22 protein-coding genes are annotated in these 25730 nt (G+C 64.0%); 10 read left to right on the top strand and 12 right to left on the bottom strand.

Translation table 11 applies throughout. The features are described from left to right. Positions 1-86 precede the first annotated feature (86 nt). The gene (locus ABFD92_18270) at positions 87-887 is read left to right on the top strand and encodes a hypothetical protein (protein ID MEN6506487.1); all 801 of its coding nucleotides are present in this window, start codon (positions 87-89) and stop codon (positions 885-887) included. A 9-nt stretch (positions 888-896) separates the two neighbouring features. Here the strand turns inward: ABFD92_18270 and ABFD92_18265 are convergent, their stop codons facing one another. After that, on the bottom strand, positions 897-3341 hold the full coding sequence (locus ABFD92_18265) for a family 16 glycoside hydrolase (protein MEN6506486.1): 2445 nt from the start codon (positions 3339-3341) through the stop codon (positions 897-899). A 113-nt stretch (positions 3342-3454) separates the two neighbouring features. Then, positions 3455-4483, bottom strand: a complete 1029-nt coding sequence (locus ABFD92_18260) for a zinc-binding alcohol dehydrogenase (GenBank protein ID MEN6506485.1) — start codon at positions 4481-4483, stop codon at positions 3455-3457. A gap of 422 nt (positions 4484-4905) precedes the next feature. Here ABFD92_18260 and ABFD92_18255 point away from each other — a divergent pair, with 422 nt between their 5' ends. Next, on the top strand, positions 4906-5826 hold the full coding sequence (locus ABFD92_18255; GenBank protein MEN6506484.1) for an alpha/beta hydrolase: 921 nt from the start codon (positions 4906-4908) through the stop codon (positions 5824-5826). Between the two features lie 53 nt (positions 5827-5879). Here ABFD92_18255 and ABFD92_18250 read toward each other — a convergent pair whose 3' ends face one another. Together ABFD92_18250 and ABFD92_18245 are read right to left on the bottom strand one after the other, a co-directional pair. Next, positions 5880-7082, bottom strand: coding sequence for a uroporphyrinogen decarboxylase family protein (locus ABFD92_18250; GenBank protein MEN6506483.1), 1203 nt, complete (start codon positions 7080-7082; stop codon positions 5880-5882). Positions 7083-7182: 100 nt separating this feature from the next. Beyond that, positions 7183-10455, bottom strand: a complete 3273-nt coding sequence (locus ABFD92_18245) for a hypothetical protein (protein MEN6506482.1) — start codon at positions 10453-10455, stop codon at positions 7183-7185. A gap of 572 nt (positions 10456-11027) precedes the next feature. Between ABFD92_18245 and ABFD92_18240 the strand changes: the two genes are divergently transcribed. Continuing rightward, on the top strand, positions 11028-11423 hold the full coding sequence (locus ABFD92_18240; GenBank protein ID MEN6506481.1) for a hypothetical protein: 396 nt from the start codon (positions 11028-11030) through the stop codon (positions 11421-11423). A gap of 574 nt (positions 11424-11997) precedes the next feature. On the opposite strand, the gene ABFD92_18235 is transcribed toward ABFD92_18240, so the two are convergent. The 8 genes from ABFD92_18235 to ABFD92_18200 all read right to left on the bottom strand — a co-directional run bounded on the left by ABFD92_18235 (position 11998) and on the right by ABFD92_18200 (position 18557). Next, on the bottom strand, positions 11998-12519 hold the full coding sequence (locus ABFD92_18235) for a hypothetical protein (GenBank protein ID MEN6506480.1): 522 nt from the start codon (positions 12517-12519) through the stop codon (positions 11998-12000). A gap of 465 nt (positions 12520-12984) precedes the next feature. Continuing rightward, positions 12985-13464: a hypothetical protein gene (locus ABFD92_18230; GenBank protein ID MEN6506479.1), complete on the bottom strand. Its 480-nt coding sequence runs from the start codon at positions 13462-13464 to the stop codon at positions 12985-12987. A gap of 70 nt (positions 13465-13534) precedes the next feature. Then, complete coding sequence (locus ABFD92_18225; GenBank protein ID MEN6506478.1) at positions 13535-13975, bottom strand: hypothetical protein; 441 nt, start codon at positions 13973-13975, stop codon at positions 13535-13537. A gap of 37 nt (positions 13976-14012) precedes the next feature. Then, complete coding sequence (locus ABFD92_18220; protein ID MEN6506477.1) at positions 14013-15074, bottom strand: CsgG/HfaB family protein; 1062 nt, start codon at positions 15072-15074, stop codon at positions 14013-14015. After that, positions 15071-16057, bottom strand: a complete 987-nt coding sequence (locus ABFD92_18215) for a hypothetical protein (protein ID MEN6506476.1) — start codon at positions 16055-16057, stop codon at positions 15071-15073. Before ABFD92_18215 ends, ABFD92_18220 begins: the two co-directional genes overlap by 4 nt. 34 nt (positions 16058-16091) lie before the next feature. Then, entirely contained in the window at positions 16092-16988 is an 897-nt protein-coding gene (locus ABFD92_18210) for a hypothetical protein (protein MEN6506475.1), read from the bottom strand. Further along, a complete protein-coding gene (locus ABFD92_18205; protein ID MEN6506474.1) occupies positions 16985-17494 on the bottom strand; it encodes an RNA polymerase sigma factor in 510 nt (169 codons plus the stop codon). The genes ABFD92_18210 and ABFD92_18205 overlap by 4 nt, the downstream gene beginning before the upstream one ends. Before the next feature lie 730 nt (positions 17495-18224). Continuing rightward, a complete protein-coding gene (locus ABFD92_18200; protein ID MEN6506473.1) occupies positions 18225-18557 on the bottom strand; it encodes a hypothetical protein in 333 nt (110 codons plus the stop codon). A 567-nt stretch (positions 18558-19124) separates the two neighbouring features. On the opposite strand from ABFD92_18200, the gene ABFD92_18195 reads away from it, so the two are divergent. The 7 genes from ABFD92_18195 to ABFD92_18165 all read left to right on the top strand — a co-directional run bounded on the left by ABFD92_18195 (position 19125) and on the right by ABFD92_18165 (position 25453). Next, the gene (locus ABFD92_18195) at positions 19125-19673 is read left to right on the top strand and encodes an RNA polymerase sigma factor (GenBank protein ID MEN6506472.1); all 549 of its coding nucleotides are present in this window, start codon (positions 19125-19127) and stop codon (positions 19671-19673) included. A gap of 20 nt (positions 19674-19693) precedes the next feature. Beyond that, on the top strand, positions 19694-19960 hold the full coding sequence (locus ABFD92_18190) for a hypothetical protein (GenBank protein ID MEN6506471.1): 267 nt from the start codon (positions 19694-19696) through the stop codon (positions 19958-19960). Further along, positions 19960-20442 (top strand): hypothetical protein, encoded by a 483-nt coding sequence (locus tag ABFD92_18185; protein ID MEN6506470.1) that lies wholly within the window; start codon positions 19960-19962, stop codon positions 20440-20442. The genes ABFD92_18190 and ABFD92_18185 overlap by 1 nt, the downstream gene beginning before the upstream one ends. Before the next feature lie 127 nt (positions 20443-20569). Then, entirely contained in the window at positions 20570-21340 is a 771-nt protein-coding gene (locus ABFD92_18180; GenBank protein ID MEN6506469.1) for a glucose 1-dehydrogenase, read from the top strand. Between the two features lie 178 nt (positions 21341-21518). Next, complete coding sequence (locus ABFD92_18175) at positions 21519-22925, top strand: sialate O-acetylesterase (protein MEN6506468.1); 1407 nt, start codon at positions 21519-21521, stop codon at positions 22923-22925. Between the two features lie 82 nt (positions 22926-23007). Further along, positions 23008-24003, top strand: a complete 996-nt coding sequence (locus ABFD92_18170) for an aldo/keto reductase (GenBank protein MEN6506467.1) — start codon at positions 23008-23010, stop codon at positions 24001-24003. Positions 24004-24301: 298 nt separating this feature from the next. Continuing rightward, a complete protein-coding gene (locus ABFD92_18165) occupies positions 24302-25453 on the top strand; it encodes a substrate-binding domain-containing protein (protein MEN6506466.1) in 1152 nt (383 codons plus the stop codon). Positions 25454-25730: the final 277 nt, after the last annotated feature.

Here is a 25730-nt window from a genome sequence, read left to right as displayed (position 1 = left end):
AATGCATCGCCAGCCCGCTCATGCCGCGATTGACAGTGCCGCAGATGGCGGTATACCCTGTCGTCGCTGGGGCGATAGGATCCCTGATGAAGAAGAGTCATCTGATTGCCGCGATTGTCCTGGCGTTTGGCCTCGGCGCCGCAGGCGGAATGTACTTCGAGCCGTTGCGACGTCATGTCGCGACCCGGCTGGTGAAACCCGACGTCAGGTCGAATGAGGTGTCCCTGGCCGGCCTGGATGACAGTGCCATCCGCAGCGCGCGGGAGCGCGGCTCTGTCGAGGCCCTGCTTCCGTTGTGCCGCGAGGAGTTGTTGGGCGTACTGGGCGACGACTTCGGCCGCGTCGATGAACCCTTACTGCGGGTGATGCTCTCGACGATCGCGGCCGCCAACTTCGCCGAGTACGGCGGCAGTTCAGCCACTCGTTACGAAGACATCAAAGCCGCCAGTCATCTCAATTGCGGAAATACGATTCTGCTGACGGGGTATCTTTTCGGAACGCTGGAGTCGCGCCGGCTCCGATCGATCGGGTTTGACGGCGGATATGTCGGCAATCACGCACAGCTCCTGTATCGCGACGACAGCGGCGAGTTTCTGCTGGACCCCACGGTCGGCCTGATCGCCCGGACGAGTTTCGACGACCTTCTGAGCGGGCGCCCCGTGCCCAGAAGCAAGATACGGGTTTTTTCGATCAAAGCCAGGTCGATCGACGCTTTCAGGGAGAGGGTCTACACGGCCCTGAGGCAAGGCAAGTACCGCCCTTGCGACTTGATGTACATGCACGAGTCGCTCGCCGAGCACGTGCAGAAATCCAGCAGCGACAATTATTTCACCCCCGGGGGCATCTTTCTCAGGCAGAAGCTGAACCGGCCTCTTCCGGATCGCTAAGGGGCAGTATTATTCGAACCGCAGAATCGTGAACGAGTGCGGGGGAAAGAGGTAGCTCACCACGCCCTTGCGGACGGCGTATCGCCACGTGCGCTGGCTTGGCGCGACGCGCGTGGGGTACACGGGGGTGTTGTCGTGCTCAGGGTTGCCCGCGAGTTCCAGCACCGTGGCGGTCTTCTTGCGCGGGGAAAAGTCATCCAACTCGATCGTCGCGGGACGAGGCTGATCGGACTCGTTGACCGCTACTATCGAGACGGTGCGGCCGTCGATGCTTTTGCGCGCGGTGAGGCTGAGCTCCATGGGCTCGACGGTGCTGGACAGCTCCAGCAGGTCCGGGCAATTGTTCCGCGTGAGCATGATGTCGACGTAGCCGCTGGGCTGGTACCAGAACTTCGACTGCGTGAAGAAGATCTGCCCCTGGTCCCAGCCGCGCGTGGTGTACTGCTGCCACGGCTGCATGGTGTTGGGCGCGGCGGCCGCGGGGACGAAACGGCCGAGCTTGGCCAATTCGTTGCTCATGCAGGCGTGCGCGAGGCCGCGTTTGAGGTCGTGGTTGCCGGCGTTCTGCTCCAGCGCCGCGATAGGCACGGGATAGTACGGCACGAGCTTCTCGAACCACGCGTGGAGGTCGGCGATGCCCTTGACGCCGGCGACGAATGGACCGGCTTCCCAGACGTGGACGTCCCACCAGAGCTTGCCGCCCTGGTCGCGCGCCCACTGCAGGAGCTTGATGTGAGCGTCGAGGTTCTCGCACGTGGCGCGGGTGATCTTCTGCGGGTCGGGTATCCCCTCCCAGTACATCCAGTCCGAGACCACCATCGTGATCGAGGGATCCTTGGCCCAGACCGCCGAGGCGGCGGCTTTGAAGTCGGCCAGATACTCCTCGTTGATCCGCTCTTCGTTGCCGTACTGGAGGTACGCAAGCCCCAGCGGTTTCTTGAACCCATCCGCTGCGCGGCGGCGACCCCACTTGCTGGAGGCCGCCCCGTTGCAGTACTCCACCAGGTCCGCCAGGTCCGCGGGCGACTCCGAGCGATTGACGCCGGGCACGGCGACGATGCCGGCGGCCTGGCAGAACGCCAGCGCGTCGGGGATGCCCCAGCCGTGGCTGGCGAAGGGATTGAACGTCCCGACAAACGGCGGGCGCGTCTCGCGCGGGCCGATCATCTTCTTCCACTGATAATCCGCAAAGTTGGGCGTGGTGACCATCGAGCCGTTGTAGCGGATGATCTTGACGCCCTGGTCGATAACGGCCTGGGCGAGGTCCTTTCGCACGTGCAGACCGGCGAAGCGCCCCCACTGCCCCGGTTCCAGCCGCGCGTACCCGACGACGATGCTGGCGGGCTTGCTCAGCGTGATGGCGAATCGCCCGTCGCGGTCCGTGCGCGAGGGCGTGAGTTTGAACGACAGCGTCTGCCACGTGCGGCTGCCTTTGACGCTCAGCGTTTTGCCGGCGAGAATCTTTTTGCCGTTGGCGCTGCGCAGCGAGACGGTGACGGCCGCAGGCTTGAGGCTCTTGAGACACACCGAGCCCTCATACTCGCGCCCGGCCAGCAGGTGCAGGCCCCAGCGGTGCAAGCCGGCATTGTCGATGCCGATCTCGCCGCGCCCGCTCTCGAAGGTGACTCGCTGGCTCTGCCTGCCCGCCAGCGGCTGCTTGTGCTCGAGGCCGAAAGCTCCGACGGCCGTGCCGGTCTGCACCTTCGCCCACCGCATTGAGATATCGTCTCGCGAACCGACGGAGGCGGCCGCCTCCAGGGCGACGGGCTGCTTCTTGCCGCCTTCGGCGGCCAGCCATAGATTGCGGAACTGCGCGTCGGAATTGTGAGCCCGCAGACCGACCGGCGCGCCGGAGAGTTCGCGACGCCACGATTCATCGGGCGCCGAGAAGCTCTGGCCGTTGACGAGCACCTCGAAGTTCTTGCCCACGAATCGCGCCTCGAGCGTCACCCACTGCTTGACGTCGAAAGCGGCCTCGGCGTCGATGAGCACCCAGTCGGTGCGCGGTTTGTGGCGCACGACCAGGAGCTTTCGGCCTTTGGGCTGGAGGTGGATCGAATAGCCCTCGAAGGACCGCGGATCGGCGGAGGGATCGACCACTCGTACGATGAGGCCGGCGGCGCCTTCCTGCTCGTCGCGAAAGAATAGTTCGACGCCGGCTGCCCCGTCGGCGAAGACGGGGCCTTCGGTGACGAGCATGGCGCCGGCCTCGGCGGCGGCATAGAGCACGCCGTCGCGCACGTTCCACGCCCCGCCATAGGCGCGGAAGCCCTTGAGCGGGCAGGTGAACCCGCTGGAGTTTTCCTGGAAGTGCTCGCCGTGGAGGAGCTGGCTGTACAGCCCGCCGTAGCACTGGTAGTTCAGGTCCTCGAGGTTGGCCCCGATCATCAGGGGGCTAAGGCGATGGAGGACGCGGTTGGTTTGCACGCGAAGCGTAGCTTTGGCTGCAGGCATGGAACTACCTCGGCAATAGTGGAATGATGGAATAATGGAATGCCGGGGCGTGGGGAAAGCCTCTCCGGGTCTTCCCAATCTTCCAGCCTTTCATCATTCCATTCTTCCATTGTTCAGAATTTTGCCCCGAGCTTGACGCTGCGCTCGGGGTTGGTGGCGATCAGGGGGTATTCGTTGATCAGCTCGTCGTACGCCACGACCGGCTGCACGACGGGCTCGCCGTTGATGCGGCCTTGGGCGATCCACTGCCAGCACGTCTCGGTGATGCGGCGTTCGGACCATCGCGGGTGGTCGCGGTCGGGCTGGCTGCACGCGCGGGAGAAGATGATGTTGGGCACGTTGAAGTGCGCTTCGGCGCCGAAGTCCAGGCCGGCGCCATAGGCGCTGGGCATCGCCCCGGCGACGACATTGCCGCCGTAGGCCGCCCCGCGCAGGGCGTCGTGCATGGCCTTGACGTCGCCGCTGTAGTCGATCGTCACGTCGGCGCCGCGCTTGTCGGTGGCCTTCTTGACCTCCAGCCCCGCGTCGCAGGCGTTGGGGTCCAGCACCAGGTCGGCGCCGAGTTCCTTGGCCACCGCGCGGCGGTTGGCCAACGGTTCGATTGCGATGACCTTGCTCGCCCCGGCCAGGCGGGCGATCTGGATCACCATCAGGCCGATGGCCCCCATGCCGTAAACGGCCACCGTGTCGCCGACGCGCACATGCCCGTCGCGCACGGCCGAGAAGGCGAACACCGCCGGATCGAGACAGACGGCCGACTTCCAGCCCAGGCCCGCGGGCATCTTGCGCACCGCGCCTTCGGGTAAAACAATCGACGGCTGAAAGCAGCAATGAAAGCAGACCTTATCGCCGACGGCGAGGGTCTTGACGTCCGGTCCGGTCTTTTCCACGCGGGCGACGATCATGTTGCCCACGCCGACGGGGAAGCTGCACCAGCCCTCGGCCCCGGGCATCCAGACCGCCATCTCGCCGTCAAAGTGCCCGCGGTCGTACATCACGCCCTTGAAGCACGACATCTCCGTGCCGTGCTTGGCGGCCGCGAACTCGCTGACCAGCAACACCTGGTCGCCGGTCGGTTCGGTGAGTTCATAGTCTTCCCACGCGAGGGTCTTCTTGGCGGTGCAGATCAGTCGTTTGGGCATCGGACGCTCCTGAATGTATGTTGGACCAACGGCCGCGCATGGTACCGGCAAGCACGCCCGCGTAGCAAGAAACGATTGGGGGCGGTGGGCTGCCTGCAAGCCGCTTTAGCGGCTTTTGTCCCGCCGAAGGCGGGGTTAGCCCCGGCGTTTTACGCCGGGCAGCCACGCGGGGTTTCGCGGTCTCTGCCCAGCCCGCTTCAGCGGGCTTCTGGAAGCCCGCTGAAGCGGGCTGAAAAGCAACGATTCGCTGTCACGTGTGCCAGGGCTAGAAGCCCTGGCCTAACCGCGGCTGCGCCGCGACGAAGGCCGCTGAAGCGGCCTGCGCATTGCCCGAGTGCTGCTGTCTTAACCGGACGTCTCCGCAATTTGGACATGATCCTGAATTTTCACGCGCCCGCTGCGTTATCAGTAGTGGAGCGGTCATGATGATGAAACGGATCACAGGGATCAGTCTGTGCGCGGCCGCGATGGCGTGGGCTGCGGGCGTCGGCGCGGGTGCGGACAGGCCGCGGCCGGCGACGGCCTCGGCGCCGGCGTCGGCCCCGGCGCGGGGCGGCGTGCGGCGCGACGTCGAGTACGCCCGCGTGGGCAACAAGCGCCTGCTGCTGGACCTGTACCTGCCGGCGCGAACGGACAAGCCCGTCCCGGTGATCGTGTGGATCCACGGAGGCGGATGGCAGCAGGGCAGCAAGACCCGCACGCCCGCGGCGGCCGTGCCCGCAATGGGGTACGCCGGCGTCAGCATCAACTACCGGCTCAGCCAGGAAGCCGTTTTCCCGGCGCAGATCCACGACTGCAAAGCCGCCATCCGCTGGGTGCGGGCGCACGCGAAGGAGTACAACTTCGACGCCGACCGCATCGGCGTCTGGGGCGCTTCGGCAGGCGGACACCTCGTCGCGCTGCTGGGCACCGGCGGCGGCGTGAAGGAACTCGAAGGCGACGTCGGCGGCAACAAGGAGTATTCAAGCCGCGTTCAGGCGGTGTGCGACTGGTTCGGCCCGACCGACTTTGTGCCCATGGCGCTGCTGCCGGGGCGGGTTGTCACGCCGGTGACGGCCCTGCTGGGCGGGCCGGTAAAGGACAACCTGGACAAGGCGCGCCTGGCCAGCCCCGTCACGCACGCCACGAAAGACGACCCGCCGTTTCTGATCATGCACGGCGACAAGGACACCATGGTCCATGCCAGCCAAAGCCGCCGCCTTCACGACGTTCTCCAGAAAGCCGGAGTCGACAGCACGCTGAAGATCCTCGAAGGCGCAGGCCACGGCGGCCCCGCCTTCACCTCGCCCGAAACCAACAAGCTCATCCGCGAGTTCTTCGACAAGCACCTCAAGAAAAGGTGAGAGGTTAGAGGTGGGAGGCGAGGCAACTCTAACCTCTCACCTCTCACCTTTCTTCAGCGCAGCGGGAACTTGCCGTGCTCTTTGACCAGCTTGACCATGTAGTCGTACGTGGCCGGGGCGACGTCGCTGGGGACGGAATGGTCGGACTGGACGATGTAACCGCCGCCTTGGCCGGCTGCGAGTTTTCGGAGCACTTCGGCTTTGAGCTTGTCGCGGTCGTTGGTGGCCATGATGCGGGCGTCGATGTTGCCGCAGAAGCCCAGGCGGCCGGCGTATTGCTTCTTGAGCTCGACGACGTCCAGACCGGCCTTGACCTCGAGGGGATTGTACATATCCACGCCGGCGGCGATCATGTCGTCATACACCGCCCGCGCGTCGCCGCAGCCGTGATAGATCACCTTGAGCCCGGCCAGATGAATCGCCTCGCAGATCCGCGCCAGCTGCGGCTGATACACCTGCCGCCAGTACTGCGGCGAGAAGAACATCCCGTGGTCGTACGCCACGTCGCCCCAGACGTACAGGCCCGAGAGCTTGCCCTTGGCGGCCGCGATCTGCCCCTCGACGAGCCCGACGAGGAAGTCGCCCAGTCGCTCGATGAACTTCGCCATGCGGGCGGGCTCTTCGGCGATCTTGATCAGGGCGTTCTCGGTGCCGACGATGCGCCAGAGCATCTCGTGGGGCTCGCACACGCCGCCGAAGACGCAGAAGTCGTCGGCGTAGCTGTTGAGCCGGTCGATCCACGCGGGCAAGCCGAGGTTCAGCTCGTCGCCGACTGCGTTGAGCTGATCGTCGATGGCCTCGAAATACCGCCGCGGGTCTTTCGGATCGTCGAAGACCAGGGCCTCCATCTGCTCGAAGCTCTGCGTCTCGAACGACTCGAAGTGCGGCATGGGATAGGTGCTCTTGCGGACGATGGTCGCGCCGAAGCCGGTGCGCACGCGCTTGTGCTCGGGCGTGTCCTCGATCACCTCGATGCCGCGGATGTGCGGGTCCATGTTCGGGTTGACGATCACCAGGTCCAGGTCCCAGTAGCGGTACGGGTCGAAATCGGCCCCGACGCCCAGTTCGGTGCGGCAGCGGCGGATGAAGTTCGTCCAGAACGCGTCGCTGATGGGCACGCGGTCGCCCTGGCGATGCTCGATAGCCGCCGTCACGCGATCGATCTTGGCCTGCCTGCTGTCCATGGCTGTACTCCGGTAGGGGATCGTGTCGCGGGCGTCCCGCCCGCGCGTGGCGAAGGCATCTTGCCTTCGCACAGCAGTAATTCACGCACGTCTTCCGCGGGCGAGACGGCCGCGGCACGCGCGGACAAGATGATAATGGCAAACGCCGCGCCCGCCAATGGCGAGCCTTCTTTCATTGGCGCAGGTGGCGGTGAGGTTGTAACTGCGGCGGCGGGCTCAGCGCGTTTCGGCGCGCGGGAGCGGGCCGCTGAACTGCACCACTCTCGCGCCAGACGTACGTCAGGGCATAGCCCAGGCTGGAGGCCGTCACGAAGCCATCGCGGCCGGGGACGCGGACGGCGTAATGAGGATCAACCTCGCTCAGCGGACAGGGATAAGCGATGCGGTCCCTGGCGCTGAAGATGAACAGTTCCTTGCGCGGCTGGCGGCCGTCGCGGGTCTGGTCGGTGCCGATCAGGTCGCCGCCGATGGCGAAGCAGTTCTCGTTGGGCTGCTCCCATCCGCCGCTGGGCATCGAGGGGAGATAGTCGCCGGTGAACTGCGCGTGGCGATACAGCACCTCGCGCCTGCCGGTGCCCAGGACGTTGGTGGACTGCAGGCTACCCAGGTGCAGCAGCGTTCCCTCGTTACAGATCAGCGTGTCGGCGTCGAACCACTTCATCGCATCGGGCCAGAAAAACGCCCCCTGGTTGGGCTCGATCACCTGCGAGCAGGTTCCCTGGGCGATGTCGTATCGCCACAGGCCCGCTCGGCCGACGCCGTTGATCCCCAGCCACAGGCAATTTCGCTTTGGATCGGCCAGGATGCGCTGGAGCGAGTAGCGCCGCCCGCCGTCGAGGCCATGGCGGCGGCGGATGGCCCGGTTGTTGGCCAGAACCTGGAAGGATTCGTCAGCGGGATCGAAGCACAGCAGTGCCGACGAGCCTCCTTCGTTGATCTGGGCGTCCATCACCGCCAGGTATATCCGCCCGTCCAGAACGTCCATCGAGGTGATGATCCTTCCGGGCAGGCCGTTGCTGCTGTCGATGCACTTGACGAACTTGCCGCCGCGGCAGAGGAACAGCCCGTGCTCGCGGCTGGCGATGACCGTCGTCTCGCCGACGGTGCGGGCGGTGATCAGAATGGGAATGGCGTTGGTGCAGGTCCAGTTGCCCAGCACTCGAAACGACCACGTCGCGGGATCGAGTTTCAGGAGGGTGTAGAGCCGTTTGTCGAAGGCCACGCCCACCAGCAGCGATTGTTCCTGGGGGTGGATGAAGAACCAATCGACGTGCTCAAACTTCCCGCGCGGCGAGCCCAATGAAACCTGTTGCGTGCGGTAGGCCTGCCACGGCGAAAACCTCTGCCCGGCCACGCCGGAACGTGAGCCCTCGCCCAGGTACGGGTTGATCATGCTCCGCAGGGCGATCTCAAATTGTTGGCGGTCCGGGCTGGGAATCTCCAGATTCATCAGCCTGCGCAGTCGCGAGGCCCACTGGCGCGCCGTCGCCGCCGGGCAGCGCTCCAGGGCCAGGTCCCACGCGATGGGGCTGGCGACGATATGGGCGGCGGAGGATTCATTTTCGGCCCGCCGCAGCAGCGACTCGAAATACATTTCCATCGCGCCGCCGGCCTCGAGCCGGCGCACCAGTTGCGACAGGATCGGCGCATTCTGGTCGAACGGAGCGTTGTTGACCGCCCCGCCGACAGGAAGATGGTCGAAATAAACATCCAGCGCTGCCGCGGCGGCGTGAATGCCCGTAGCGCCCGGGACATAGCTCAATTCCGCCCGGCAGGCGAAGGCCACCATCGCCGAGGCGTCTCCGCCGCTGAAGGGGACGATCACATCCTGCAGCGCGGGCTGACCGAACCGCAGCGACGCCTGGCGCAGCACGAAGGTCAACTGCTCGCCGAAGTATTGATGAGAGTTCGACCGGGCATTGGGCAGGCGGCACAGGGGCAGCAGTTGCGTCAGCACGCCGCAGAACTCTTCGCTGGTGCGGCTGATGTCGGCGGCCGTCAGCACGCGCGTGATGTAGAAGTCGTACACCGGTCGCTTGTGCCGGAGCCTGTAGGCCAGCATCGTCTCATAATGGGCCAGGTACAATTCTCGCAACTCATCGGCGATGCGCAGGACCTTGGCGCGGTCGCCCGGTTGCGCAAACTGGTCCTGAAGCCCCCGGTCCAGCGCCCCTCGCATGGGCGTCATGCATTCGTATCGCCCCTCCAGCGTCGGGTCCTCCATGTTGGCGCGGACCATGGCCGTGTCCATGCGGAGCAGGCGCTTGAGCGCCTCGACGCGCAGCGGCAGCGGGTAGAGGTACGTTCGCTGGCGCGGCAGGAATCCGTTCTCGACCGCCTCCTTGCCCTCACCGCCTTCCCATGCCGTCGGGCTGCCCTCTTCGGCGAAGGCGATGGCGTACGACACCCGCCACAACACGCGGCGGGTCTCGACGCTGTCATGCAGGCTCACGGCCGTTTGCGCCAGGCGCAGCGCGTCGGGCAGGTCGCCCTGCCACACGCGAAGGCGCGACTGGAGGGCGTAATTCAACGATTCCCGCCGAGCCGAAACGGCCGCCGGGGCGGGCGGCACGGCCTTGAGCAGCGCCGCCACCTTGCCAAACAACTGCGCGCGGATCTGCGGCACGGTGGTGCCGGCGAATCGTTCAGTCGACATCGAGGCCTCGCCGCCCGCCAGCGGCCGCAGGCGAATTTCGGCGACGGTCTCTGTGCCGAGGCGTTGGAGCGATACCTCCACCAGAACGGTCGATCGCTTCAGGTCCAGTTCCGCGCCCGTGAGCACCTGCTCCTGCCGCAGCCGGGCAAGCTGCCGGCGCTCGAGCACCACCACCTGCGGGCAGGTCGAAAGGTCATGTTCAAGGAGTTGCCCCAGCGCGGCGGCCGCATCGTCCATGTCGCGCCGCAGGTCCTGGCTGCGGACCTCGAGCACCGAGACGTATCGGCGCTGAGCCCCGCCGGTGCGCATCTTGGCAATGCCCTGACGAACGGCTGCCATCGCCGCTTCTGCCCCACCTCCCGACTGGAGAGTTTGATTGAGCAGCATGCCGCTGGAGCTTTCGAGCACTCGCACGTACACGCTGGGCGCCGAGGCGCCCCTGCCGCCGCTGTCGACGATCTCGAGAATGCAGAAGGCGTCGGCCTTGACGAGCCTGCCGACTTCGGCAGCCGTGGCGGGGTCCGTCAACCCCTTCATCGCCAGACGGCGCTCATCGAGCACGCGTGCGAGGTGCTGTCGCTCGACCAGCGCAACGCCGCTGTCATTGGAGAGCCCCGCCAGCAGCGCCGCCTCGATAGCGTTAAGGTGACTCGACTGCCCGGAAACGATGGCCAGCGACACCGTCGCCGGCGCCGCGGGCCGGCTCTGCCCCTGCGCGGCGCCGCCCAGCGCCGCCACCAGCCCAACGACCAAAGCGAACATGATGAGTTGGTGTCGCATCGACATCACGATTCCCGATCCGTCCCAAGGCCTTGTGCCCCCAGGACTCGACGACAGATTACCCCGCGGCGGCCTCAGACGCCAGTGTTCACCCGGGCCGCCACAATGCAGCAAAGCCGCACCGACGCATCACCCGCAAAAGTGGTAGGGGCTGTGCCACAATTCCACTTCCTTGCACTTTGTTGTACTTTTCACAGCGGTTTCGCCGTCTTCAGGTGCGCATAGTGCGCCTGTCGAAGGCATGGAGAATACATTCCCGCGAGCCTCCTATGTCACAACCCCATATACGACAATTATTTAGGTACCTGGTGCGCCTCGGCCGGCATCCAGGCGACCGTGCATGCGGTGGACGTACCGGCCTTTGGCGAAGACGCACGCCGCGGCATTGCAGGCCTTCTTGCCTGTGAGCAATGGACCGTTCACCTTCATCTCCTCGCCAAGGCAGGCCTTTATTTAGTGTGCCATTGCAATCCGAAAACGCTTAACTTAGGGCCATTGGGATTTGTCCCCCTGCGTGGCAGGGAAACCTGTGCATGATGCCGTGGCAGGTGTCACATAGCGAATAGGCTGAAAGGAACTTTATGATCAAGACACATGTGCTGGCGGGCGCCCTACTGATCGCGGGACTGGCGGGCGGCGGCGAAATGGCTGGCGTCGACCACATCGAGTGCCTGGGCATCTGGCAGTTTGAATATGACGTGGCCGGGTCGCACGTGAAGGAGACCTGGGTCCTGCGAGCCAATTCCAAATACATCCGCTTCTTCGATGGCCTGCCGGGGGCCAAAACGGCACTGGATGAAGAGACTGGCACCTATACCGTGGTCGACAAGAACCGGATCATCTTCATCTTCGACAGCGAAGTCTGCGGACAGATGTCATTCCAGGTCGGTAAGAAGGAAGGCAAGCACTACGTCTCGCGCGACGGCAACCAGTGGTGGGAAGCGCGACGCAGCCTTGTTGGGCACCTGGAGAAGTGACCGTCGCCGATCCCGCACGTTCGCGGCCGGGGGCCTGGGACGCCCACCGCTTTCATTGGCCAAATGAAGGGGCCAACTTTCCGGGGGCAGAGTGCGCGCGTAAACGCACACCGTCGGCTGGCAGGTGAAAGCGGTGGACGTCCCCCCGCAAACTGCAGGTCAAGAAAAGGTTCCCAGCATTGTCAAGCACCCGCCATGAAACAGGTGACTGTCCCAGATTATCGAGATCGCAAGCCCATTCGAGCGTTCGCGTCCTCTTTGACACTCGAAAAACCTCAAGGCGGGCAGCTTTCTCCTGCACCCATCCCTTCCGGCTCTCGTCATAGCGTTCGCGGCCGGGGGTGACGTGGGCGACAAACCCGCCGCTGGCGGAGGAATAATCCCGTTCTGCGGGCGGCCCCCAGGAGTCGGCCCGCGCCATGGCATAACCAAAAGCAACCCACACCGCCGCACAACCGCCGACTGAGAGCAACAGGCTCACGACATACGCTGCGATGCCTTGATTAACTTTCATTGTTCGTCCCGCCGAAAAAGAGTAACCGTCCCGGATTCCCCGTCTTCCCTATATCATCCACTATTGTTTTGTTGGCCGCTCCTCGCCGGCTGGGATAGTGTCAACAATATGGCTTGGCTGTTCCACAATTGAAATTGCAGCTATCGCGGACAGTGCGACGGGACCAGATGGACTCACAATGGTAGTATCATGAAACCGCTGAGAGATTTGGCCTGGTGTCACTTCAGGTGGCAGCACTCGCCTGAATTTACGAGCAGCCTCTTCAGCCGTTTCCCTATCAAGGTTATACCGCGGCAGCTCTGGAACAAGGACTTGAATTTCAACCATACTGATCATCTTGGCAGTCACTACCGGTATGGCCCGCGTGTCGAGATCGACTGTGACGTGAGTATTCACCGGAAGCTGCTCTGTCGTCGAATTGATGACGGTCAGGAGAGACTGAACTCTGTCTTGAGGTAGGCGAAGATAAACAGCTACTTCACCCATTTGACTGATGCTCACGATCGGTCCATTTAGATAATGAGAAATTGCACCATGCTGGATCTGCTGAAGAATAGGCAACGCCACACGTTCTCGCATCATTCGAGGTGACGTGTTTTCCGCATGTGCAGTTATGCGTATTAGAGAAGGGCCACGTGATTGTCCACACCCAAATGACGATGTAACGAGACACATCAACAGCACATTGGCGTCGACGCGCAGACTTGATCGTATTCTTCGCATGGCAAAATCCTCATTGTGCCGAGTTTCTGCGACGATCACAGGCCGGCACATAAAGCAGGCCGCTTCAGCGGCCTTTGTCGCGGCGCAGCCGCGGTTAGGCCAGGGCCTTTAGCCCTGGCGCGAATCGGCCTCTGCCTCTTTGTCAGCCCGCTTCAGCGGGCTTCCAAATAAGCCCGCTGAAGCGGGCTGGGGCGGGAGTCACAGACCCGCTCTCGACCCCCGGCGTAAAACGCCGGGGCTAAGCCCGCCTCCCGGCGGGACAAAAGCCGCTGAAGCGGCTTGCGATCCTATCTATCGGAAAAGAGTAACCGTCCCGGATTATCGTCACTCCCTGCTAACACTGGCCGTGGCTAACACATTGTTACTATCCTTGGCGATTCTCTCAACAAGCGTAAAGCGAGCGAGGGCCTCATCAGCGCGAATGATCTCAAAATCGGTATTCCCCTCTAGTGCTTCCTTCTGGACCACAACTACCTTCTTCCCCTCGATTGCCAGCAACTGGTATCGAGGGCCCCGTATAGAAGCCCTGGTTCTTAGCTGCTCGACCGACAGACCTTGTAAATCTGTCTCGCCCAAGGTACCGAAAATTTCCACCTCAACTGGCAACGGATGAGCGTCCAGTTTCTTCGCCAGCGCAGCCTTATCGACTTCTTGTGTCCCCACCACAACTGTTTGGGCCGAAGCGCTCGTGATGCACACCGCAAATTGTCCTCGCGTGCGGGTCCGACATGCGGCAACTGAGATAGCAGCAAAGAGGGCAAGAAGAACCAGGAAGACCCTTGCTCCGGAATATCTGTTGCACATGCTGTTTCTCCTGTTTCACCTTCAAGAAAATATCTTCGCGACTTTCTCTCTGACGATGACACTGCTCCGCTTACTGCGCGCCCGACACAAGGTGCAGGCCCATGTCTTTGAAATCCTCTCGCTCACCATTGCTATCCTCGTACTTGCGCCTGGGCCACTTCTGAAGGGGCTCGATCTTTCCCACGCTGATGATGATGCCGTCAGCGTAATCCGGGTAGATTTGCGGGAGGTTTTTGGGGGAGCGAACCATGATCTGAATCTGGCTGTTGGCGCCAAGGACAAAGAAGTAGCGCACCTCGTTGCTGGACATTCGCTGAAAACACGGAGAACTGTTCGCGACGGGAACTATCTCCTGGAGCATCTGCTCGACGCTCATTCCTGGTCGCACGCGCGCAACAGCGGCAAGAATCTCCTTCGCAGAGGGATCGTTTTGAGACACGAGCAGGGTATGGCCGTCAGAACAACCAGCAGCTATCCAGATCACAATGATTGTCGGTCCAAGTCGCTGCATGGCATATCCTTTTCATCGCAATGCGCAGCACCCAAGGCTACGGCTGAGGCTTGGGCGCGGCGGGCAGGGTGTCTGCAAGATGCTGCAGGATGCCCAGGGCCAGGCGGCGGCCGGTTTTTTGCAGGGCGGTTTTGGCGGCGATGGCTTCGGCCAGGTCGACGGCGCGGTCCGTCTGGCGGTCGGCGTGGATGATCTTGCCGCTCTTGCGTTCGATGACGTTGATCTCGGCCCGGGCGGCGCACGAGAGCAGATCGTCGATGCGGCCGGCGGTCTCGCTGAAGGCCTCGCCGATGATGACGTAGTCGGCGTCCTTCAGCGCCTCGGGCCAGGGCGAGTCCTGCTTCTTAGCCAGGGCCTTGGCCCAGTCGGCCAGATCGTTCCTGCCGGTATCCACCACCGTCACGCCGGCGGCGATGAGCGTCTTCTTGATCTCGGTCTCGACGGCAGGGTCGATCACCGCCCGCGTCAGGTGCGTCTCGGGAATCACCACGGCGATCTTCGGCAGGGCCTTGCCGGCGAGTTTCTTCTTGAGCTCCACAACCGGATCGGCCAGTTTCAGGTCGGCCGGCAGGAGCTGCTCGCCGCTCTTATTAATGATGGCGGCGACGTCTTCGGCGACGGCTGTCAGGGCATCCGACAGCGGGGCTTTGAGATCGACCGACTTGAGCGTGCCCTTGACGCGCCCGGTCGAGACGCCCACGACTTTCGTGACGATCATCAGCTTGCTGTCGAGCTTGAAGGCCTTGCCCATCACCAGAAGCTGCGCCCCGGTGAGCTTTCCGACCTGGGCGGCCTGGTCCTGGTCGACCAGCCCGGAGAGCTTGAGCTTCTGCTCGGTGAGCACCTTTCCGAGCTTGGCCCGCTCGACGAGTGTAAAGCTGTCCTCGACGCTCAACCGCGCCGTCAGCACGTCGGCGATCTGCCGCCCCATGTCGCCGCTGCCTTCGAAGGTGACTTCATAGTCGAGTATCGCCATGCTGATAGCGGCCGCCGGGCGGGTCGTGGCGACGGGGGTCCCCTGCTCCGCCGCGGGCCCCTGCGCGTAGGCGGCTGAGACCATTGCCAATGCGGATATGCCCAGGATCGTTCTGATGGTCATCGTCGTATCTCCTGCGGTCCGCCGGCAGCGGACCTGCGTTTGAGCACCCACAGCAGGGCCTCGTCCATTACGCCTCGCCCCACCGCATCCGTCAAGGGGGCTGTTGCCTGCGGCAACGCCGCCACGATCACATGTCCTTTGCCGACGGTCGTGTCGACCATAAGCGCCGCCGGCGCCGCGCCACCGCCGGCGACCCAGGCCAGCGCCGTGCCGCCTTTGATGGTCGCCGGCCACGGTCCGCGCCCGAGATCGGCGGTCTCGAGCGCCTGTCCGAGCCGCTTGTCCAGCAGCACCGGTCCGCTCAGGTCGCCCGCTTCTACCGAGAGGCCCCACCCACTCCACAGCGGCGGCGGGTCCAGCACGATCAGGTCCATGCCCGCGCGCACCCGGCGGTCGAGGCCGCGGCACAATTGCGCCAGGGCGGCGGGGTCGTCGTAGCCGCCCACGATCATGACTGCGGCGGCCGAGTCGTCATCCGCCGGCGAGGCCGTCGCGTCGGCAAACGCCACGCCTTCCTCGACCAGCGCCTTGTGCAGCAGCCCGCGCGGGTCCACAGCCGCCAGCGACAACGCCTCGATGCCGCGGCGATTATGTTCCAGCCGCGATCGCGGAAAGACCACCACGTTCATCGTGCTGCGGCGGCCATCCGTCACCAGCAGCGTACACTCCAGCCTTGCCCGGACCGGCGCCACGAGCAGCTTGATCTGCCCGAGGCCCTGAGCGTCCAGTTGGACGCTGCCGTGAGCGATCACCACGTCCTGATATCCGAACTGCCAGCGGCCCTTGGCGCCGGGCGGACCGCTGACGAGCACCGCCAGACCCCCCGAGCCCATCATGCGATGCACCGCCTGCGGAGCGCCGTGCAGGTTCATCGCCGCGGCGGACCACGCCGTCGGCCGCTGGGCCACGTTGCCCGGCGACAACCCTGCCGCCGCCGCGCCCAGGATCGCGCCGGCGGCCATGATGGCTCGCACTGGACCCATTACCCCGTCCCTGTATCCCCGCCCGGGTGGCTTCTCAAGCCGGCCCGGGCTGTCCCGTCCCCAGCGCCAGCGCCTGCACGACGACGTGCAGGGTCTGGCCGTTGAGCCTGAACTGGCCTACTTCAACCGGGCCGCTGTCCAAAGTCACTCGTCCGCTGACGCCGGTGGCGCCTTCGCCGGCCCCCCCCACCCGCAGCCCGACGACGGTGCTGTCGCCGGCGCCGACGACGTCGAGCGAGATTGTCTTTCCGTTGAACTCCCCCGCCTCGCTCAGCGCCAGGCGCGATTCGCTGGTCAGGGGCATGACCAACTGGATCTTCCGCACGGTCTGGGTCTGGCTGTCGATGATGTGGCATCGCACCAGGGCCAGTGTAGACTTGAGCCCCGGTCGCTGCGGGAGATATCCGAACCGTCCGCCGCCCTCATCGAGCAGCACCCAGGGCGCCTGGTCGTCGCCCTGGCGAACCTGCTGCCAGACGTTGCGGAACATCGCCAGTTCCTCGCTGCCCAGGCGGGGCATCTGCACCGCCTGCTCGAGGCGCGACAACTGCCGCGTCAGCCTCTGGTGCGAATCCCACGCCACGTAGACCGATGCGGCCACGATAAACACCGCCGCCGCACGCAGAGCCCACGACAGGCTCCGCGCCACGCGGCGGGCCTTCCAGATGCGCCACCTCGGCGGCGCCGCCGGCGCTTGCAGGCGGGTTTGGAGCTGCTTGAGAGACGTCTCCATGACCCGCCGGGCGGCCTCGTCATGTCCGCAGGCCTCGCGCGCCAGGCGCTGGAGCGTCAGCATCTCATCCAGCACCTGGCGGGCGCCGGCGTCCGAGGCGATCATCGCCAGCAGTTCGGCGCGCTCGCCGCCTTCCAGGCGGCCGCAGATCAACGCGTGCATGCGCTGTTCAAGATCGTGCTGTGCCATGGACGTCATGCCTCACCTTTATGATCGCGGACGAAGCCGGCCAAATGCGTGCGGGCCTGATGCACTCGCGACGAGATTGTCCCCAGCGGCACATCGAGAATCTCGGCCGCTTCGCCGTATGAATACCCGTCAACCACCGTCACGACGAACGCCGCTCGCACGGGCGCATCGAGTTCGCCGATGGCCTCGAGCGCGGCGGCGGCGGATTCCCGCCGCGTCACCTGGGCGGCCGGGTCGTCCTGAAGGTCCCGCGGCATCGCCCATTCGTCCAGCGGCTGGGCCTGGCGGTGGTGCTTGTTGCGCCGGGCCCAGTCGCGTACACAGTTGAGCAGGATGCTGAACAGCCAGGTTACCGGCTTGGACCGCCCATCAAACTGCTCCCAGTTTTCAAGGCCCCGAAGAAACGCCTGCTGAGTGACATCAGCGGCGTCTTCGGGGCAACGAGTCAGGCGCAGCGCAGAGTAAAACAGTGAAGGGTACCATGCCGCTATGTCCTCTTCTGTAGGCCGTTTCACTACAATGCCTGCACTCGCTCGGCCGGACCCCAAGCCGGCCCTTTTGTCGTCTCCCACCCGCTGGCAATGAGACGCAGCAGCGGGCGAAGAATTTTGACTAATTGAAAATTATTTTCGCCTCGAACGCAATGCCTCCGTCACGGGAGGAAAGTCGCGACGGAGGCACCAGGTATGTGATCTGTCAGCTATGATCTGATGGATGGTCTCAGGAGTGGGCCACAGAGGCACAGAGAACTTGGCGCGGCCTCGCTGTCGCCCGGCCGCAACCAAAGGCGGGTTCTCGGCGCCCAGAGCCTTGAGCAGTTTCGCCGGCCGCCGTCGCCGTAGGACCCCAGGCCCCAAGCCGGCCCCCCGTGAGCCTCCGTTTGGGGCCTGCCCACGACGCCAGCGGCCTGATCCTGCTGCTATTGAAGCTATCTTGTTTCTCCCACACCGGGGGGGACCTCCGACGGAGTCGGCTCGGGATGGCGTTGTTGTTTCATGCCATCCCGTGTTGTGGCTCATCGCTGATGCAGCAAATCTTCGTAGGAAGAAAAGAAATGGACGGTTAGCAGTACAGAGCAGGTTTGTTGTTTTCTATTCAACGCCCTCTGTGACCTCTGTGTCTCTGTGGCCCAATACTCCTCGTTTCACGGCTGACAGAGCACTAGTGCCCGCAACGCAATCAAAAAAGCCGCCGGAGCGGTCATACGCTCCGGCGGCCTTGCGACAATGGTTGCCCTGCCGGCTGTCAGCGCCGGCGGTAGTGATCGCGGCGGTGATCGTAGCGATCGTGGTAGTAATGCTGCCGCGGGTAGTAATAGTGGTAGCGAGGCGCCGCGACGTACGGATAGCTCCGGACGTATGGGTAAGAATACCCGTACGTGTACGACGGGTAGGAGTGGTATCTCACGACGTATCCAGAGGGATACGCCGGGGGATAATACGCAGGAGGTGCGTAATAGTACCCTCCGCCGCCGACGCCCACGCTGATGCTTACCCGTGCCTCGCTGCGGTCTGGCATCATTACCAGAACCGCCACCGCTGCCGCCGCGCCGATCAGAAACTTGTTTCTATGAGACATCATCTTCACCTGACCTTTCTTTCGTGAGGTATTACACCTGTCCAACGGGTTTGTGCGCCGCCGCGGGCGGCGGTTACACGCGGGCGGGAATTTCAACGCGGGGTGGCATCGCACGCATTGTTCGGCGGGCCTGCCTGCCGGCAGGCAGGTCGCCATAGCCCGAAAACTGCATGAACCGCAGAGACCGCAAAGCACGCAGAGAACAAATTGGCTCAAAACAAGACCATCTAACGTCCATGAGACCCACTCGTAAAGTTTCTGTAAGCCTTTTGATTCAAGACACCTCTGCGGTCTCTGCGATCTCCGCGGTGAAATATTCGGGGGCGGCTGAGAAACGGCCGCCATGGCACCCTTCTGCGCCTCCCGTCACACGGCTGTATTTTCAGGGCAGAGCCTGTAACTATTCCGCCGGCGGCGCTACAACCCATGTGAGGAGTTGTCCGATGAGAGCCTGTGACCGCACAATCAGGATCGCCGTTGCCCCGGACCCCAGCGCGGCCCAGGGGCGGATGATCGACGGGCGTTTGTCGTGGACAGAGCGACCGGAGGCGGAGATAGTATTCTTCGATGGAACCGGGAGACTTGCAGGACATCCAGGCGACCCTGGCCGGGCAGCGAGACGCTTACGCCCGCCTGATTCGACGGCATCAGAATGCCATTGCCGCGCGCATGTGGCATTTTACGCGCGACAAAAGTCAGCTTGAGGAGTTGGTGCATGACGTGTTCGTGGAAGCGTATGTGAGTTTGAAAGGTTATCGCGGGACGGCCCCGTTCGTCCACTGGCTCAACCGGATCGCCACGCGCGTGGGTTATCGCCACTGGAAAGACCAGGACCGGAAGCGCCAGACCATGGCCTTGGAAGATTGGGACGCCCCCAAGGACGACCAGGCCGACCCTGCCGCCGCCGATGAGGCCGCCGAGCTGGTTCACAGGGTGCTGGGGCAGTTGCCCCCGCGCGACCGGCTGGTGCTGACGCTGATGTACCTGGAAGAACTGCCCGTCAGCGAAGTGGCTCAGCGCACCGGGTGGAGCCAGACGATGGTGAAAGTGCAGGCCCACCGGGCACGAGGCAAGCTGCGGGCGGTGCTGGACAAGATGGGCATCGAGAACCTATAACACAAGAGGCGGAGGTAATTATGAACGACAATCTGAACATGCAGAACCTGGCAGCCAAGGCCAGACTCAGCCGCCCGCCCCTGGTCGATGTCGCGGCCTGGGTGATGGCGGATCTGCCCGCCCCGGTCGCCGCCGCCGTGCCCCTGTTCAGCCGGCGGATGATCTGGAGCTTCGCCGGCGCCGCCGCCACGATGGCCGCCGCGGTGCTCGTGGCCGCCTTGGTCTTTGCGCACCCGGGCGCGGACGTCATCGCGGATCTTTTCGATCCCATCTTGAAGGTGGTCTGATGAACGGCGTACAAAAACCCGAACGTGACGCCCTGCGACCGGCCGCAAAGGTCCGCGTCGCGCCGGCGCTGGCGCTGTGCGTGATCATCCTGCTGGCCGGCGTGACCATGGGCGTGGGCATCTCCGCCATCTTTCCCTCGGTGCCAAACCTGTTCACCTCTCAACCGGCCGGGCGCTGGAGCGACCCGGCGTATCTGACAGAGCGGTATATGAAGCGCATCGACGAGACCGTTGGGCTCAGCAAGGACCAGGAAGCACGTGTGCGGCCGGTGATTCAGGACCACGTCCAGGAAATGCTGAAGATTCGCCGGCAGCTCCAGCCCGAACTCATCGCCCAGACCCGGCAACTCGATCGGCAGATCAGGCCCCTGCTGCGGGATGATCAGATCCCCTTGTGGGAAACCTACTACAACGAACGCATGCAGCGATGGAACCGCCCCGTCGAGACCCAGCCCGCCACCCAGGCCGCTCCGGCAGAATGAACACATCTTCGGCTGGCAGAGCGGCAGCCCTGCCTTGCTGGTAGTCGTGCCCATCATTTATCGCTTGCGTTACATCTGTCAAGCGGTGACTATTCTTCACGGTCGCAGCCAATCAGGAGATCAGAGCATGTTGATAGATCCGTTTAATCTTTCGGGCAAGGTCGCCATGGTCACCGGCGCCGGGCAGGGGCTCGGGTATGAAATGGCCTTGGCGCTGGCAAACGCCGGGGCTGACGTCGTCATCGCCGAAGTCAACGACGAGACGGGCGAAAAGGCCGCCGGCGACGTCGAAGACCTCGGACGCGAGGCCCTCTTCCTCCACATGGACGTCACAGACGCCGCCAGCGTCAACGCGGCCGTCGACGCGGTCATCGAGCGCTTCGACACCATCGACGTGCTGGTCAACAACGCCGGGATCGTGCAGTGGGACCGCGCCGAGGACGCCAAGCTCGAAGACTGGCACCGCGTGATGAACGTCAACCTCAATGGCGTGTTCATCACCAGCCAGGCCGTCGGCAGCGAGATGCTCGAGCGCGGCGGCGGGTCGATCATCAACATCGCCTCGATGTCCGGGTCCATCGTCAACGTTCCCCAGTGCCAGGCGTCGTACAATGCCTCGAAGGCGGCCGTCGTCCACCTGACCAAGTCGCTGGCCGTCGAGTGGGCGCCCCGCGGCGTGCGGGTCAACTCGATCTCGCCGGGCTACATGGCCACGCCGATGGCTCAGCCGTTCTTCGCCGACCCCAAGTTCGGCGGCGTCTGGATGGACCGCATTCCCCTCGGACGACCCGGCCGACCCGAAGAACTCGGCCCAGCCGTCGTGTACCTGGCCTCCAACGCCTCGAGCTACATGACCGGCGCCGACCTGATCATCGACGGCGGATATACGTGCCTGTGAGAGAAGTTGTGAGTGGTGAGTGGTGAGTGGTGAGGAAGACCGTCTCGATGCCATGACGGCCGTTTCCAGCCGCCATGCGGAATGGTCCCGGAACCGCTGGTCCTCACACAAGAAACCTCTGTTCGATTCGCTTGTTCAAATACAAGACATCGCCTTCGCTCCAGAAAGGACAACTGCAATGCAACGATTCACTCTTGCCGCCATAGCGTGCTTACTTGTCGTTTCCCCCGCCTTCGCCGCCGGGGAGCTTAAGCTGCCGGCGATTATCTCCGACCACATGGTGCTCCAGGCCGAAAAGGATGCGCCCGTGTGGGGATGGGCGCCGGCCGATGCGAAGGTCACCGTCGCCTTTGCCGGTCAGAAGCTCACCGCCACGGCCGACAAGGAGGGCAAGTGGAGCGTCGAGTTCAAAGGGCTCAAGAGCGGCACGGCGGGCAAGCTGGTAGTATCGGCCGGCGACAAGACCCTCACCGTCAACGACGTGCTGGTCGGCGAGGTGTGGCTGGGCAGCGGGCAGTCGAACATGTGGTGGCGCGTCTCGCAGTCGGGCAACGCCAAGGCCGAGGCGGCCAAGGCCAATTACCCGCACATTCGCATGTTCACGGTCAACCAGGCCGGTGCGCCCGCTCCGGCTGGCGACTGCGCCGGCGCCTGGCACGTCTGCACGCCCCAGACGGTGATGGGATTTTCGGCCACGGCGTATTACTTCGGGCGCGAATTGCACACGGCCCTCAAGCAGCCTGTGGGGCTGATCAATTCCTCCGTCGGCGGAACACCGATCGAGTCGTGGTTGCCCGCGGCGCCTAAGACCGACGACGCCAAAGCCGATGCGCCCAAGGCCACGCCCGCCCCGCGGCGAAGAGGCGCTCGACGCAGCGCTGGCGGCGGCGACTTGTACAACGGCATGATCGCCCCGCTGGCGCCGTACGGCCTGCGCGGGTTCCTGTGGTACCAGGGCGAGTCCAACGCCGGAAAAGGCAAGCTCTACGTGACGCAACTGGCGACACTGATCAAGACCTGGCGCGACGCCTGGGGCGACGAGTCGGCATGCTTCCTGACCGTGCAGCTGCCCAACTTCCAGGCCCCGCAGAAGCAGCCCGTCGAGGGCAGCGGATGGGCGATGGTGCGCGAAGCCGAGCTCAAGTCGCTGGCACTGCCCAAAACGGGCATCGCCGTCACGATTGACATCGGCGAGGCGGGCAACATCCATCCCGGCAACAAGCAGGACGTCGGCAAGCGCCTGGCTTTATGGGCCCTGGGCACCGTGTACGACAAGAAACTCGTCTACAGCGGTCCGCTGTACAAGGCGATGAAGATCGACGGCGACAAGGTCATCCTGAGCTTCGATCACGCCCAGGGACTGGCCGCCCGCAAGGGCGAAAAGCTCAAGGGCTTCGCCGTCGCCGGCGACGACAAGAAGTTCGTCTGGGCACAGGCGACCGTCAAGGGCGATACCGTCGTGATCAGCGGCGCGAGCAATCCCAAGGCCGTCCGCTACGCCTGGGCCAACAACCCCGACTGCAACCTGGTCAACGGCGCCGGACTGCCCGCCTCGCCCTTCCGAACCGACGACTGGGATCAATAGGTGGCACAGCCTTTCCAGGCTGTGAGCCATAGTATTGTTCTGAGCCACAGGCTGGAAAGCCTGTGCCACCGGAGGACTTGAAATGCGATATGTCAATCTCGGCCGAACCGGGCTGAAAGTCTCCACCCTCTGCCTGGGCACGATGAACTTCCTCAAACTCGACGCCGATGAAGAACAAGGCACGAGCATCATCCACGCTGCCGTCGACGCGGGGATCAACTTCATCGACACCGCCGACTGCTACGGCGAGTCCGAACTCATCGTCGGCCGCGCCCTGGCCGACCGCCGCGACAAGGTCGTCCTGGCCACCAAGTGCTGGGCGCCCTGGAGCAAGTGGCCCAACGAAGGCGGCTCGAGCCGCTACCACATCATGGCCGCTGCCGAGCGGTCGCTCAAACGCCTGCAGACCGACCACATCGACCTGCTGCTGATCCACCGCCCAGACTGGCAATGGCCGCAGACGCCGACGGAAGAGATGCTCGGGGCCTTCACCGACCTGGTGCGCCAGGGCAAGGTGCGATACATCGGCTCGTCGTGCTATCCGGCCTGGAAGCTCGTCGAGGCCCAGCTCACCAGCCAGTTGCACGGCATGGAACGCTTCTGCTGCGAGCAGCTCAACTACAGCATCACCAACCGCCTGCCGGAGAACGACATCCTCCACCTGTGCGAAAAGTACGGCATCGGCGTGACGGTCTACAGCCCGCTGCAGGACGGATGGCTGACCGGCAAGTACCGCCGCGGCGCCGAGCCCCCAGCCGACAGCCGCATGGCCCGCAAGTTCCGCCTGCGCGCCAACGACCCCAACGCCGAGAAGTATTACGACATCGTCGAGAAGCTCGTGCCGCTGTGCGAAAAGCTTTCGGTGCCGATGAGCCAGCTCTCCCTGGCGTGGCTGCTGCAGAATCCGCTGGTCCACAGCGTGATCCTGGGCCCGCGTACGCTCGAGCAGTTCCAAGACAACCTCAAGAGCCTCGACGTGACCCTTGACGCCGAGACGCTGGCGGCCATCGACCAGATCAACCCGCCCGGCAACGCCGTCTACGCCGAATACCCGCCCATCCGAAGCTGGCGAAAGTAACCGCCAACTGCGAAACGACGGAAGGATGGGCCCTATGGAGTGCGGCAGCCTTAGCTGCCGCTTTGGAAGTTGTTCAATTCGCGCGGCAGGTGGCATGGCGGACGGATGGATGGATGGATGGATGGATGGATGGTTGGGTGGATGAATGGATGGGTTTCATCCACGGCTGGACGCAGCGCAGCGGAGTCCAGCGTTCCCCGACGCCAGATGTCTGAAGGGTCTCTCCCCTGTTGCCTCCGGTCCGCACCTGGGGTAGACTTCTTCGCAATGCTTCTCTTTTATGGGAAAGGGGTACACCATGAAAACGCTGCACGTCGCCGTCCTGACCGTTCTGTGTGCAATCGTCGCCGCATTGTGCGCGGCGGCCGGCGCGCAACCGCAGACCAGCGACCCGCCCGTCCGCCAGCAGGCCCAGGCGCGGACGAACGAGGCGCCAGCGTCCCAACCGGCGGCGCGCCCGGAGAGCGAGCCTCTGCGGTTCGACATCGCGTCCTATCCCCGCGTCGACGGTTCGACTTCGGCCAACCCGCTGGGCGTGCTGGCGGCGTGTGTCCTGACTTACCGCGATTATCTGTGGGTTCTGGACAATGGCGGCAACAAACGGCTGGCACCCGTGCGAAACAGCTTCCCGCCGGCCCCAGGGCGCGGTGAACGGTGGCGGGCTCCCCTGGTTGCAGCCAACAACGTCCCACCGCTGCGATCGCTCAAGGAAGATTACTTCGAAACGCTTCTGCTGGAGAAGACCGACCACACCGGCACCGACAAAGCCTTCGTCAACGTCATCCAGGGCAAGTCCGACCTGGCGCTGCTGTGCCGCAAGGCCTCCGACGACGAAGAGGCCCTGATGAAGAAGTCCCGCGTCGAACTGGTCTATCAGCCCGTCGCCCTGGACGCCTTCGTGTTCCTGCTCAACGAGAAGAACCCCCTCCCCGGCCTGACCGTCGATCAGATCCGAAAGATCTACGCCGGCGAGATCAAGCTCTGGGAGAAGATCGGTTGGCCAATGCCCAACCAAGGCATCCATGCCTACGTTCGCGAGAGGAACTCCGGCAGCCAGGTGACCTTGGAGAGACTGGTCATGCGTGGCAAGACCATTAAGGCTGGCACGAACATGACGGCCATGTCGATGATGGGCCCCTACAACCGCCTGCCTGAAGATCAACACGGCATCGGTTTCACGTTCTACTACTACGACAAGTTCATGGCCTCGCTGCCTGGCACGAAGCTGGCCGCCATTGACGGCGTGGCGCCCAGCACCGAGACCATCGCCTCGCGGAAGTACCCGCTGGTGACGGAGGTGTACCTGGTGTACCGCAAGGGCCTCGACATGGACAGCGCGGCCGGCAAGCTCGCCCGCTGGTTCCTCTCCGACGCCGGCCAGCGCACCGTCGCCCGCAGCGGCTACGTGCCGTTGCGGAAGATCGCTCCCGAATCACCCGCGCGACACTGAAAGGCGACTCGCTCAGACCCCGGAGTGCGGGCTCCAAACTCACTCCCACCCTGCCGAGTGCCATCCGGGTCTCGTGCCACCTGTTTCTATCTACCCGTGTAGCCATGCCACCCGTCGCACTTCTTGGCGGCCCAGGGATTGAGGTTCCGTTTAGAGCAAGTCACGAACACATCTAGCGCCCTCTGAAGAAGTTGTGTATGCTTGGGTCAAGCATGGAGGCTTGAAATGAAAGCATACTCAATGGATTTACGTAAGCGTGTGTTGGCAATGTGCGACG

The organism is Planctomycetaceae bacterium (assembly GCA_039680605.1).
Taxonomy (GTDB): domain Bacteria; phylum Planctomycetota; class Phycisphaerae; order SM23-33; family SM23-33; genus JAJFUU01.
This window is presented reverse-complemented; position numbering and strand designations above follow the sequence as displayed.